General features: G+C 38.0%; 10 protein-coding genes. 1 reads left to right on the top strand and 9 read right to left on the bottom strand.

Annotated features, from left to right (window positions below; translation table 11 throughout):
- Positions 1-120: 120 nt before the first annotated feature.
- The 9 genes from IPM47_14315 to IPM47_14275 form a co-directional block, all read right to left on the bottom strand.
- The gene (locus IPM47_14315) at positions 121-3,081 is read right to left on the bottom strand and encodes a type I restriction endonuclease subunit R (GenBank protein ID QQS28038.1); all 2,961 of its coding nucleotides are present in this window, start codon (positions 3,079-3,081) and stop codon (positions 121-123) included.
- A gap of 491 nt (positions 3,082-3,572) precedes the next feature.
- Positions 3,573-3,935, bottom strand: coding sequence for a hypothetical protein (locus IPM47_14310; GenBank protein ID QQS28037.1), 363 nt, complete (start codon positions 3,933-3,935; stop codon positions 3,573-3,575).
- A complete protein-coding gene (locus tag IPM47_14305) occupies positions 3,910-4,251 on the bottom strand; it encodes a hypothetical protein (protein QQS28036.1) in 342 nt (113 codons plus the stop codon). Before IPM47_14305 ends, IPM47_14310 begins: the two co-directional genes overlap by 26 nt.
- Positions 4,252-4,351: 100 nt before the next feature.
- Positions 4,352-5,104 carry a TIGR04255 family protein gene (locus IPM47_14300; protein QQS28035.1) on the bottom strand — a complete coding sequence of 251 codons (753 nt, stop codon included), beginning with the start codon at positions 5,102-5,104 and terminating at the stop codon, positions 4,352-4,354.
- Positions 5,105-5,707: 603 nt separating this feature from the next.
- Positions 5,708-6,577 carry a hypothetical protein gene (locus tag IPM47_14295; protein ID QQS28034.1) on the bottom strand — a complete coding sequence of 290 codons (870 nt, stop codon included), beginning with the start codon at positions 6,575-6,577 and terminating at the stop codon, positions 5,708-5,710.
- A gap of 149 nt (positions 6,578-6,726) precedes the next feature.
- A complete protein-coding gene (locus IPM47_14290) occupies positions 6,727-7,161 on the bottom strand; it encodes a hypothetical protein (protein ID QQS28033.1) in 435 nt (144 codons plus the stop codon).
- On the bottom strand, positions 7,158-7,748 hold the full coding sequence (locus tag IPM47_14285) for a SocA family protein (protein ID QQS28032.1): 591 nt from the start codon (positions 7,746-7,748) through the stop codon (positions 7,158-7,160). The genes IPM47_14290 and IPM47_14285 overlap by 4 nt, the downstream gene beginning before the upstream one ends.
- 1,339 nt (positions 7,749-9,087) lie before the next feature.
- A complete protein-coding gene (locus tag IPM47_14280) occupies positions 9,088-10,233 on the bottom strand; it encodes a sorbosone dehydrogenase family protein (protein QQS28031.1) in 1,146 nt (381 codons plus the stop codon).
- 18 nt (positions 10,234-10,251) lie between these two features.
- Positions 10,252-11,445 (bottom strand): glycoside hydrolase family 1 protein, encoded by a 1,194-nt coding sequence (locus tag IPM47_14275; GenBank protein QQS28030.1) that lies wholly within the window; start codon positions 11,443-11,445, stop codon positions 10,252-10,254.
- A 213-nt stretch (positions 11,446-11,658) separates the two neighbouring features.
- On the opposite strand from IPM47_14275, the gene IPM47_14270 reads away from it, so the two are divergent.
- Entirely contained in the window at positions 11,659-13,299 is a 1,641-nt protein-coding gene (locus IPM47_14270) for a DEAD/DEAH box helicase (GenBank protein QQS28029.1), read from the top strand.
- Positions 13,300-13,373: the final 74 nt, after the last annotated feature.

Below are 13,373 nucleotides of genomic sequence, written 5' to 3'. Positions count from 1 at the left end.
ACAAAAAAATCAATGGTTCAGACATTTAAGTAATTTGTAGCCTGAGCCAATAACAGTAACTTCCATGTATTTATATTCTTTTTAATCATAGTAAATCATTAAATCACAAAAATCAATGGTTCAGATATATGCTTTCAACCCACTAATCTCCCTGCCTTCTGCTTTTTTTCTCAATACAGGTATGAGTTCTTCCATCAATGCCAGTTCTCGTTTGGTGCGTTCTTTCCAACCTAAATCCAAAGGGGCAAAGAGTTCACTTAGTTTGTCGGCATCAAAAATCATTCGGCTAATGATGGCATCTGTAAATTGCTGCAAAGCTGAAAACTCCAAGGCGTTATTGTTGGCTATTTCAGCTAATAGTTTGGCTATTTTAGCTTCCTTAAAATTTTGATAGCCCTCTTTAATTTCCTGCTCGTTTAATGCCTTACCAACTTCCAAAGTCTTGATGAAGTCTATAATATCGTCCCGTTCTTCCATCAGATTGGCACTGCTGCTCAATACACCAATCAATTGCTCACGGGTCATTTTTTGTTTTTTCGCTGTGCCTTGTGTGTATTTGGCAATCAGGTTCATGATGTAATCATAATCCACCACCGAAGAAGCAAACAACACAAATTCAAAATCCAATTGCTGAATGTTTTCAGGAGCTTTGTCGCCTTCTTTTTGCTGAATATCCTTGAGCTGCCTGGCAATTTCCAAGTACGAACTTCGGAACGAACGCAATTGCTCTTCGGGCAATAGTTCGTCAATCTTTGCTTTTTGTTCTTCGTTTAAATCCGTGTACTGGTCAAGTTGTGTTTTCAGACGTTGCACTTCTTTAAAACGGTTGATAAACTCCACACGGGCAGCATCGCCTTTGATGTTGTAAACCTCATGCGGTTCTGCTACCATGTCTTTGTCTTTCATCCACTTTTCCATGGCTTTCACTGCCTCCTGGTATTGTTCAATTACTTTCGGAGCTGGCTCAACCAACCAAATTTCTTTAGCCCGTCCGGTATCTTCTCCACTGAACAGGGCAATAGCTCTGTCCACTTCGGCTTGTTGTTGCCGGAAGTCTAAAATGTTTCCGTATGGTTTGGTGTCATTCAAAATACGGTTGGTTCGGCTGAATGCCTGAATCAATCCGTGGAATTTCAAATTCTTGTCCACATACAATGTGTTCAGGTATTTGCTGTCAAAGCCGGTAAGCAACATATCCACCACAATCACCAAATCAATTTTATTCTGGTACGGATAGTCGGCATTGCTGAACTTCTGAAATTTTATGCGTTGCTGAACATCCTGGTAATACAAGTCAAATTCAGTGATTCTATGGTTGGTACCGTATTGTTTATTGTAATCGCTGATAATGGCTTCAAGGGCTATCTTTTTCTTTTCGGGTTCAACCTTGTTGTCGGCTTTTTCCTGTTCCAAGTCTTCCTGCAATTGCTGAACATCTTTGTTTCCTTCGGCAGGCGGAGAAAATACACAGGCGATATTTAAGGGAATATATTCAGAATCTTGTTGAGAAAGGGTATGCCCTGTCTGTATGAAAAGATTATAGTATTCAATGGCATCATTGATAGAAGCCGTTGCCAACAAAGCGTTAAATCGTTTGCTGTGTGTTGCGGCATCATGTTTTTTCAAAATGGCATTTACAACTGCTTTCTTGTGTTCTGTGCTTCCAACTGTTACATTTTTTTCAGGCTTGAAATAATCAATATGAAATCGCAACACGTTTCTGTCTTCAATAGCATGTGTGATGGTGTAGTTGTGTAGCGGATTTTGGAAAATATCTTTGGTGGTTACATAAGAGCCCACTGTTTCGTCAATTTGCTTGTAGGTGGCATTGTCGTCAAAAATGGGAGTTCCGGTAAATCCGAATAACTGCGCTTTCGGGAAAAACTTTTTGATAGCTTTATGATTATCGCCAAACTGTGAACGGTGGCACTCGTCGAAAATGAAAACGATGCGTTTGTCGCTTAAAGCCCGTAAGCGTTCTTTGTAGTTGTTTTTGTTGTTCGGGTCTAAAGCCAATCCTAATTTTTGAATGGTCGTAACGATTACTTTGTTGGCGTAATCTTCCGAAAGCATTCGTCTTACCAAAGTTTCGGTATTGGTGTTTTCCTCCACACAACCTTCCTGAAACTTGTTGAACTCCTCACGGGTTTGTCTGTCCAAGTCCTTTCGGTCAACCACAAACAGACATTTCTCAATATTCGGATTGTCTTTAAGCAGGGTAGATGCTTTGAAAGAAGTCAGCGTTTTTCCGCTTCCTGTGGTATGCCATATATAACCGTTGCCTTTGTGTTCCTGAATGGAATTGACAATAGCCTGAACGGCATAAATCTGATAAGGGCGCATGACCAGCAACTTTTGTTCGCTGGCAACCAATACCATATATTTGCTGAGCATTTGGCTAAGGGTGCATTTGCTCAAAAATTTTTCTGAAAAATCATCTAAGTGGGTAATCTTCTTATTGTCTTCACCGGCAAACTGATAAATCGGCAAAAACTGTTCATCGGCATTAAAACTGAAATGTGCCGGATTGTTATTGGCAAAATAATAGGTGTTTGAACGGTTGCTTACCACAAATAACTGCACAAAACAAAGCATTGAATTGGTATATCCGTTGCCCGGATCGCTTTTGTAGTCCACAATTTGCTGCATGGCTTTCCGTGGACTTATTTCCAAACTTTTCAGCTCAATTTGTACAATGGGAATTCCATTTATCAGCAACATCACATCGTAACGGTGATGGCTGTTGGTGGTGTTGATGCGCAATTGATTGATTACTTCAAACTCGTTTTTGCACCAGTCCTTGATGTTTACCAAGGTGTAATGCAGAGGCGTTCCGTCTTCACGGGTAAAGGTGTTTATTTCTCTTAGCCGTTTTGAGGACAAAAAAACATCTGAATTGATTATCTCATCCCGTAAACGGGCAAATTCAGCATCGTTGAGGGTTACCCTATTAAGCGCCTGAAATTTTTCACGGAAATTTTTTTCAAGTGAGGTTCTGTCACGAATGTCTGCCCTGAAAGTGTATTTCAAGTCCGTCAGTTTCTCTATAAAACCTTGTTCTATTTGTACTTCTTTTGTCATTTATATATAGTATCGGCCAAAGATACTTTTTTCATCATTTTAATCAGTCTTTTCTTTGGCAAAAATTGGTTCTAATGGCTTTGCGAAGTGTCGTTTTGCGGGTGAGGTAAAGCCAAATACGTTTCTTTAGGGTTGGGACTTTTGCACAGACCGGTAACCTCAGCCTGTGAAAATACAAGTATCAAAAATACAAAAATATTTTAAGCCGTGATAAAATATGCTTAATTTTAAGCTATTGCATACATACAAGGAATACTCCGAAGGCAGATGAAAATAATTTGTTTGGAGAGCAGCATCGGAACTGAAAATTCTGTTCGGTTTATGGATGCTTTTGTTGAACATCTGAAATTTATCGAAAATTCAGGAAAAGTTAAAATTCAGTAAAAGCCTTTAAATTGAAGGTAAGGTTTTTTTTAAATTGCGTATTTAGTGGTTTTTTAGTGGTTGGGCTAAGGTCGCTCTTGTTTTTATCTGTCTATCTTTTAACCATCTTATTCGAAAATTTCGTTCGATATCAGGACTAATTGTTTCTGCTTTCCTTTAGTTAAATTTCCGGTGATCAATGAATGTGCATTGTTGTCTTCTAAAGGATCAGATATGACATCTAATCCATCATTAATATAGTTTCTGATTTGACCAACATTCAGTTTAAGCAATCTAAAATCACTTCTTCCTAAAGTGGCTTTTGAAAAAGAACTTAGTCTTTCTAAATCTACTGATAAACCATTTTCACCATTTCTAAGACGAAATGCCAGGCTTGATATTGCGCCATCAGGTTTTACATAATTTGGAAGAAAGGTGGGAACTCTTCTTAATACATTATCCTCATCATAAATTTGGTGGGCAGTTTCCATTTGGGCAAATTAACCATTTTAAGTATGAAATTTGTGTTGTATTATTTAGTATGTCTTCAGCAATGAAATCTCCTTTTTGCGAAGCGCAAATACTATCTTCTGAATTACTTGAGAATTCGATTTCTACATTCGCATTTCCTTCCTTAATTTCAACTAAAATTTCTCCGTTTGGTGTGGGGGCAACAAAAAACACATCTATATTATATTCTGATAACCACAGAATGAACGTAATAGCTTTTTGAATTGCTTGTTTACTGGGAGGAACAGCATTATAGGTATCCCAATTCAATTGTAAACTTGAGTATGATTTGATCAAGTTTATAGCATTTTGATTGCTTTCAGAAATGTTATTGTATGAGAAATTTGTGTTTGGAGCATCAATACTACAAGTGTTGTAATATAACTCGGAATATATATTATTGACTGAAGTGTTCATATAATTCATAGCTAACCATGTTTTTAAAGGTATTTGAGCAGGTTTCATGGGCTTTCTGTACCCAATCAATCAATTCTTCCCAAGATAATCGTTTTTTATTACTGACAAAAGTGTGCCATTCTATAACATCTTCTTTTGAATCTTTATCAACACCTGTCTGAACGATTAGGCTTAAGGCACTATCATTATCAATTGAAAAGTTATTCGTAAATTGAATGTCATTTAGTTCTTCCTGTACGAATGGATAGGTTTGGGCATTGACTTGTAAGTGTTCTCTTAAGAAATCGAATTTATCATTGCCCCCGAAAATATAAGGAGAAACCCTATCTATATACCTTAATTGAATATTTGATGGAATAAGTTCTTTCTCATAACTTGATCTTAAGCAAGATATTCCATTTATGACCATATCTAAGAAATCGCTCCAGATGTAGTTTTTGTTATTGTCATTTACAGTAAATACTCCCGGCCCTAATTGATACAATGGATGTTGTCCTTTTTTTTTGAAGAAGCGATGAGTAACTCTATTTATAAATGCAGTAGGAGGTATATTTTCAGGCTTTAAAATGGAAACTTCTTTAAAATCTTGTTGACATGCACTGGTAAAATTCAGAATAGCTCTTTCAAAACCTTTGTCAAACAAGATTTTTTCTTCCGGGATATATTCTAAATCCCAATGAATCTCGAACAGAACCTCCTTAAGAGGAGCATTAGGAAGAAATATTTTATTCATAGTTCAAGTTTCGAATTTAGCTCCAAAATAAGAAACCTAAAAGGAAATGTTCCATGTTTTGCAATATTTATCATAGTTTTTTAAATGGTTTCAAGCGTTTATGTACAACACTAACCTGTAAAACCGAACAAAAGTACTAAAGTTGTTTTCGTTATGATTATAAAAGATTAATTTTTAAGCTATGCCAAACCAACATGGAAAGTAGTTTAAAGTCTGTCTTGAAGGTATTATGAGTGTCATTAAACCGGAACTGTTTATAAGTGCTATTGTTAAGTATCCTGGTAGTCCAATTTTTAGTTTTGAATACATACTTTAAAGAATGTACTCCTCAAATACCTGAAATTTGAACGCAAAAAACCCAATATCAAGACACAAGCCCTTCAAGCACCGATAATTATTCCGACTTATACGGATAACCCTTGTTTTTTGTCTGTATATGCTAATCCTAATCTGCAAACAACCCATCTAAAGCTATTTCTGTTCCAAGTTGCATGATCAAGACTAATAAGTCCACAAATCACCAAAAGCCTTTAATTTGAAGGCAACTTTTTTAAAAATCGGGTATTTAGTGGTTTTTGAGTAGTTGTGTAATGGTTACGGATGTTAGCGGCTATACTTATTTGTAATTACTCTCAAGATTTTCTTTAATACATCAATTCCTTCAGTCAATTCTGAAATGCTTAACTCCGCTTTGGTGTCTAACAAGGCTTTGTCTTGTGGTATGTTTTGAATATACTTTTCGGTAATTTGTCCTTTTGAATGTTGATATGCATGCCTTTTTTCAAAAACTCTTTTAATGATAATCTTTTCATTTTCGTTAATATCCACATAGATGTCTAATTGATACTTTTTAAAAAGTTCCTTGGTAATTTTTAAGTTTTGAAAGTTTGTACTTTCTAGTCCGTTACGTTTTGATACGAGCTTACAATAACCTTCAAAAGTTGAAACTACGTCATTGTAAGCATGTCTTAAAGACCGTGTTTTGTCAGAAGCGTTATTTATTTCTTGAATAATGATTTGCAGATTGGTCTCATAAATAAGTAAACTTTCTTCTCTACAACTTGGGCAATAACCGAATATTCCGTAAATCTGAAATTTTAGTTGGCAAGTTGGGCATTCAATTTCAGTGTCTACAGATTTTTCGAGGTGTCTATTTACTGAAGTCCGAGGAATTGTTTTCAGACTTTGAGTGTATTTTATGAATTTACTTTTTCCAAATGCACTCTTAAACACATTTTCCAATTCATCTTCGATATAGCGTTTGCCAACTGAAACTGCTATTTCTTTAGCTTTGTCAGTCTGTTGCTTAGTCCAAAGATTGTCATTAGGCTGAAGCTCTCCGCAATACGGGCAATAAAGTTCAGATTTAATTTTGTCTGCGTCAATCTTGAAATAATTGTCGCATTGTTTGCACTGACGCCCCCAAAAGCCACCGTCAGTTGGAAATGATATTTTGAAATTTAGAGTACTCATATTGTATAGCAGCTAACTTTTGGACCCTTTGCATTCGAGTAGGATTTCGTAGCACAAAACTGTCAATACATTAAAAAATTGATGCGAGGTAGAATTTTAAATTAACCACTTCACCCGCCATTGAGCCAAACGGATGTTAGGCACAGTTTTTACTTGTTTTTTAATAACTCTTTGATTTCAGTAGGAATTGTTGGACTATCTAATAAACCATTGATAATCTGTTCGTAATGTGTTTCAGAAATTTTGCCTTTATATTCAAGCAAATCATTTTCATACATTGCTTTGAAGTCATCAATTGCATATTCAAAAAAACTGTTGCAATCCACAAACGTATCTTTGGTTAGTCCATTGCTACTGTCGGGCTTAATCCAAATCAAGGTAGTATGCAATCCCAATTTTTCAATACGTTTTTTGCGTTTGTCTTCTCTGTCTGATGTGCAACAAACCAATATTACAGTGTTGCTACTACCTTTCAATACACAAATAAAATAATGTGGAACAGAAGTATTGAGCTTGGCACTTGAAAAATAATATACATTTTTTTCATCAATACCTTGTAGAAAAAACTCTATAGGTAATTTCATATCAAGTTACCAATAATTTGATTTTCTAAAAATACCTCTTTATTAAGTTCCAAAAGTTCTTCATCTTGTTTAAATAACGGGTGAGATGCTTGATTATCTTCAAAAAAATCTTGATAGTTCATTTCAAAGCGTGAAGAATGTCCTACTTGCAGACTTTTTTCAAATTTTTTCCATTCAGGGTATTCGTGAGAAAGTTCTGATAATGTTAGCTCGTCTAAATTTCCAAAATTGTCATAAACAAGGCTCATTACTTCCAAATCGCTTTCAGAAAATACATTTTTTTGTACATCTGTTTTGGTTTTTATGGTATAACGTCCTGCATTTTCAAGCACCTGTTCTCGCAATTCTCTTTCACTATCTGCCAAGTAATCAGAATTATCTGCTAAGTCTTTGGTACTTGACGGAATAGGTCCCTTGGGAAGAGCAAAATATACATCATTCAAGATCGGTCTGCCATATTTACGCAGATGTAACCTATCAGAAAGCCAAATCAATTTAAAGGCTTTCATTTTGTTAATCACACCACCTTCTTTTTGAGCAAAGTAGGCAAGTGTTTGAACAGCTTTTTTATGATTAAATCCTACCATATTGTTTTTTTTGAAAGGTACAAAAACTTAGGCACATTTTAAGAGCCTAAGTTCAAAATTATCCATTGGTTTGTTGACTTTTAAAATTGTGCCTGACAAGTACTTATTCGCAAAACTTGCCCGTTTTTAGTTTTTTATTTTAACAAAGTATCCAAAGGGTTTTGAACCCGCTAACTACTTAAGTTATTAACATATCAAGTTGCTTTGCAAACAAATATCTTTTACAAAAAGTTCATAAACAAAATGAATATCAGCACAAATTAATTTTCAACCTAAATCATAACCATAATTTACTCACACCCCCCTATTTCATAATCATCTGTATGCAAGTATGAGGTAGCCTTTTCGTCTTTTATTATCATTTTATCAGCATCAGAGTTGCTTGCTATATCAGTATGATGAGATAAAGGCAAAGTCTGAACAGGGGCGTTGCTTGTTTCAACTATTTGGAGGTTTGAAAATAGTTGTTGAGTTGGTCAAAAGCCGATTTTTAGTAAAGAATAAAACAAGATTTAAAAGTTTAGGGTATTTCTGTTTACCTTCATTTTTCTAAATAAATTTGCAAGAATCGGTTGCTTGATCTATTTATAGAACGGAACTTCAAGGATAACCTACTATTTCACATCCATGAACAATTTTTTTTTTTAAAAAAATTATTTCTTGCAAGTAAGCCTTTAAGGTTTCCTTGCTTATTGGTGCTTTCAGAAAGTTAAATTTTGCAAACCCTGAATAAGACAAGCCAATTTTATGGATCACTCACATATTTAAGAGAAGGTGTTATTTTGCAGTTTATTCATTGATTTTCAATTGCTAATACATTAAATAATTACCTGAATATTGAGTTTCTTTACCGCTTTCACTCATTTATTCTTCAAATTCCACCGGTGTTTTTTTTGATTCCACCAGTGTTTATTCAAATTCCACTTGTGTTTTTTTTGATTCCACCGGTGTTTTTAAAATTTCCACTTGTGTTTTATTTCATTCCACAAGTGTTTTTAAAATTTCCACCTGTGTTTTTTTTGATTCCACCAGTGTTTTTTCAAATTCCACTTGTGTTTTTTTTCATTCCACCGGTGTTTTTCAAAATTCCACTTGTGTTTTTTTTCATTCCACCGGTGTTTTTTCAAATTCCACTTGTGTTTTTTTTCATTCCACCGGTGTTTTTAAAATTTCCGCTTGTGTTTTTTTTCATTCCACCAGAGTTTTTTCTGCAACCCCTGGATTTAATATCCGTTAAGGGTGCGTTTTCTGGAAGACCGGCGTTTAAAAAACAAGGCAACCTTTTGGGAATTTGAAACGATACCCTGTTCAAAAAAACGAATGGCCGGCAAAGATTAGTTTAACGTTGGTAGGTGATTCTATATATGGCATTTCCAAAATCGTCGCTGACTAAAACCGAACCGTCCCTTAGTTGCAACAAGGCAACGGGGCGGCCCCAGACTTTACCTTTTGGAGGAAGCCAACCAACCGCAAAGGGTTTGTATTCGGTGGATATTCCATTTTTGTTCAACCTGACTTGTGTGATCCTGTATCCTGATTTTTCGCTTCTGTTCCAGGAACCATGTTCGGCAATCAGGATTTGGTTTTTATATTCAGCCGGAAACATGGTGCCGGTATAAAACAACATTCCCAAAGGGGCGACATGAGCGCCGAGATTTTGAACGGGCGGGGTAAAATCTTTGCAGGGAAATTTATTGCCAAACTCAGGGTCGGCAATAGTTCCGCCGTGGCAATAGGGATAGCCAAAATGCATTCCTTGTTCAGGAGCGCTGTTCAGTTCGCAGGGGGGTAAATCATCTCCCATCCAATCGCGGCCGTTATCGGTAAACCATAAAGCTCCGGTTTCCGGATGCCAGTCAAAGCCGACTGTGTTTCTGATTCCGCTTGCAAAAACTTCAAGTCCGGTTCCATCCGGGTTCATCCGCATGATGGAAGCAAACCGCTCGTCTTCTTTTTCACAAATATTACAGGGAGCGCCAACAGGAACATAGAGTTTGCCATCGGGGCCAAATGCTATGTATTTCCAGCCGTGATGTGCTTCATCCGGAAAAGCATCTGAAATCAGCACCGGTTTCGGAGGGCGATTCAGGTTTTTTTCAATATTGTCGAAACGCCAAATTTTGCTGACTTCTGCGACATACAAGGCACCATCTCTGAAAGCCACACCATTGGGACGGTTAAGTCCGCTTGCAATCACTAAGATTGAATCGGCCTGATAATCTCCGTCCGTATCTTTCACGGCATATACATTTCCTTCGTCGCGGCTGCCGACAAAAATAACCCCCTCACTGCCCATACACATGGATCGTGCATTTTCGATTCCGCTTGCAAAGACAGAAATTGAAAACCCATCCGGCAAACTGATGCGGTTTATGTCTTTTTTCCCCGTTTTTATCAAGGGTGGGGGAGATACTTTGCACCCCGACAAGCTGTTTAAAAATAAGCTGAATGAAATCAAAATACAAAAAACAAGGTTGGAATACATATCGGGTGTTTAGGTGGTTTAGTTGCTGATCAGCCCGTTGTTTCTGACAACAGTCTTGTAAAATTCCCCACATTTTTTCAGGGTGCGGGTCCCTGTTTCATAGTCAACGTTCACCAAGCCGAATTTATAGGTAGGGCCTAAATTCCATTCAAAATTATCTATGGTGCTCCAGTGAAAATATCCCCTTAAATCTACCCCCTCCCCAATACATTGATGCAACAAGGTCAGATAATCTTTGATGCTTGCAATTCTGATATCGGAATCATGGGTACAGATACCGCTTTCGGTGATAAACATGGGTTTGCCGTATCTTTTATGGTATCTGAGCACACTTTCTTTCATGCCTTGCGGATAGTATTCCCACATTCCGTCATGTACAATCCCCATTTTGTCGAGTTTGCCCGGAGTATCCACTTCGCTGATTGGAAAAGGGTCGAGTCTGATTTTCGCATAATAGCTCATGCCCCAGTAATCGCACCCTTCAATAAAATGGTCTGCAACATATTCCATAAAGACTTTGTCGGCAATCCATGCAGGCAACCTGCCTAAAAAGTTTTGAGGGCTGAAAATCACGGCGTTTTTTGAAATGCCGACCGGAATGTTTTCATACCTGTCCTTTATGATGGCAACACTCAAACGATGTGCCCGGCTCATGTTTTTCAATGCTTTGTAAAAAGCGGTCAGGCTTTTTTTAAATGGCGGAAAACCACCATGAAGCCGGCTGTTGAACAAATAAACGGCAGGCTCATTAAAAGTATTCCAGTTATGGACCAAATCGCCAAAGTTTTCGACCATTTGTTGCACATAGTCCAAAAACATGGGCAACGTCTTTTTTTCTTCCCAGCTTCCCGCCCTGACAAACCACAGGGGATTGGTAAAATGATGCAGCACCATCATAATATAGATTTTTCGGGCTGCCAGTTTTGCAAGAAATGAACGATACTCCGCCACGACTTGCTTGTCAAACCTCGCCATTGGCTCAGTTTGCAGCCTCCACCAGGGTAAACTCATCCGGTAAGCCTGTCCCAACGAGGCAATATAACCGAGGTCTTCCTCTCTGTGTAATTCGTGATCGGATGTGCGTTCAAAAACATATCCATCTTTTGCAACCACCCCTTGCCAGTCATGGTTATATGCGGTTTCAATTTGTGCTGCTGCGGTGGATGTGCCCCAGATAAAACCCGGAGGAAAAATTAACTGATTTGATTCCATGTAAATTCTAAAGTAATTTTTGGCAAATTTAGGTGGTAAAAGAATAGTTCGGTTTTTTTAATCCGTCCCATTTTTCAAAAATTAAGTGTTCCGGCTCGGGGAATAAAGATAGAATGATTTGAACTTAAACCCTTGAAATCCGTCCGCAATTAGTTTTTTTAGGTATTGGAGCACTTTTTTAACGTATCTTTGCGGCAAAATAAGAATATTACAATGAGTTTTGAACAATTAGGCTTAACAGAGCCACTTTTAAAGGCTATTCATGCCCTTGGTTTTACGACCCCCACCCCCATACAAGAACAAACCATTCCTGTTGTTTTAGACGGAGATTGCGATTTAGTCGGATTAGCACAAACCGGAACCGGTAAAACTGCGGCTTTTGGTCTGCCCCTTTTGCAATTGGTTGACACAGACGACAAACTCCCGCAGGCACTTATCATTTGTCCAACTCGGGAATTGTGCATGCAAATTGTCAAAGACATCGAACAATTCAGTAAATTTTTGCCCAAAGCCCGAACAGTAGCGGTTTATGGGGGTGCAGCTATTTACAATCAGATTAAAGATTTGAAAACCGGTGCTCAAATTGTAGTCGCTACACCGGGACGGTTGATAGACCTCATAGAGCGCCAAGCCATAAATCTCGAAAAGATCAACTACATCGTACTTGACGAAGCTGATGAGATGCTCAATATGGGTTTTAAAGAAGATATTGAGTTTGTTCTGAAACATACGCCAAACCGGCAATGTATGTGGATGTTCAGTGCAACGATGCCTACAGAAGTTCGACAGGTCAGCAAAAGGTATATGGATGAACCTGTTGAAATTACGATTGGAAAGGTCAATACCGCCAATATCAATATTGATCATCAGTTTTACCTGTGTTCCCCGCAGCACAGATACGAAACCCTAAAAAGGCTGATAGATTTTCACCCGGGCATGTATGCGCTGATTTTTGCACGAACCCGTCTCGATGTTCAGGAAATCACGGCAAAACTGGTTCGGGAAGGATATGATGTGGATGCGATTCATGGAGATTTGAGTCAGTCTCAAAGAGACAAGGTGATGGGAGAATTTAAAGACAAAAGCCTGCAGCTCCTCATCGCAACCGATGTAGCCGCAAGAGGCATTGATGTTCAGGGCATCACCCATGTCATCAATTACGAACTGCCGGATGACCCCGAAGTTTATACACACCGAAGCGGAAGAACCGGACGGGCAGGAAATACCGGGGTTTGTATGTCCATCGTCAGTCCCCGCGACCGGAACAGATTGCAGCAGGTGGAACGCTTTGCAAAGTCTGTTTTTCATAAATTAGAAATTCCAAGCGGGAAAGATGTTTGCCGGAAACAGTTTTTTAATTTTATGGACAGGATGCTGGAAACCGATATCAGCCACGGTGATTACGAAACTTATGTGCCTATGCTCGAAGAGAAAGTGGCGCACATGAGCAAAGTTGAAATCCTGAAACGATTGGCTGCCATGGAATTTGACCGGTTTTTAAAATACTATGAGAACGCAGAAGATTTGAACATCCGGGTAGAACCCCGTTCTTCAAAAGATCGAAAAGGCAGCGTCAAACAAAGCCGCGATTCCAAAGGCAGAAGCTTTGGGGGCGGTGCAAATTATGTGACCCTTTTTGTAAACCTCGGCGCAAAAGATGGTTTTTATAAAGCCAGTTTTCTGCAATTTATCTTAGACATGAGCGGGTTAAAAAAAGACGTATTGGGGAATATAGATATGCGGGCAATTCACTCCACTTTTGAAATCGAAAAAGAAAGCGCAAATCAAATGATGCGTTCTATTGACGGCAGGAATTTCAAAGGTAGAAAACTGCGGATGAACCAAATGAAGTAAAAAAATTGAATGAAAGCTTACTATTGGGTAGCGGTCAACCGGTTAAATATAAATTCCGGTTTTCCGGACTCCTC

Source organism: Sphingobacteriales bacterium (genome assembly GCA_016700115.1).
Lineage (GTDB): Bacteria > Bacteroidota > Bacteroidia > Chitinophagales > UBA2359 > UBA2359.
Note: the sequence above shows the minus strand (reverse complement) of the source record. Positions and strands in the feature narration are given on the sequence as shown.

Coding starts and splice junctions, on each gene's coding strand:
- IPM47_14310 (QQS28037.1), bottom strand. CDS start 3,935: ATGGAAACTGCCCACCAAATTTATGATGAGGATAATGTATTAAGAAGA.
- IPM47_14280 (QQS28031.1), bottom strand. CDS start 10,233: ATGTATTCCAACCTTGTTTTTTGTATTTTGATTTCATTCAGCTTATTT.
- IPM47_14315 (QQS28038.1), bottom strand. CDS start 3,081: ATGACAAAAGAAGTACAAATAGAACAAGGTTTTATAGAGAAACTGACG.
- IPM47_14275 (QQS28030.1), bottom strand. CDS start 11,445: ATGGAATCAAATCAGTTAATTTTTCCTCCGGGTTTTATCTGGGGCACA.
- IPM47_14285 (QQS28032.1), bottom strand. CDS start 7,748: ATGGTAGGATTTAATCATAAAAAAGCTGTTCAAACACTTGCCTACTTT.
- IPM47_14270 (QQS28029.1), top strand. CDS start 11,659: ATGAGTTTTGAACAATTAGGCTTAACAGAGCCACTTTTAAAGGCTATT.
- IPM47_14295 (QQS28034.1), bottom strand. CDS start 6,577: ATGAGTACTCTAAATTTCAAAATATCATTTCCAACTGACGGTGGCTTT.
- IPM47_14300 (QQS28035.1), bottom strand. CDS start 5,104: ATGAATAAAATATTTCTTCCTAATGCTCCTCTTAAGGAGGTTCTGTTC.
- IPM47_14290 (QQS28033.1), bottom strand. CDS start 7,161: ATGAAATTACCTATAGAGTTTTTTCTACAAGGTATTGATGAAAAAAAT.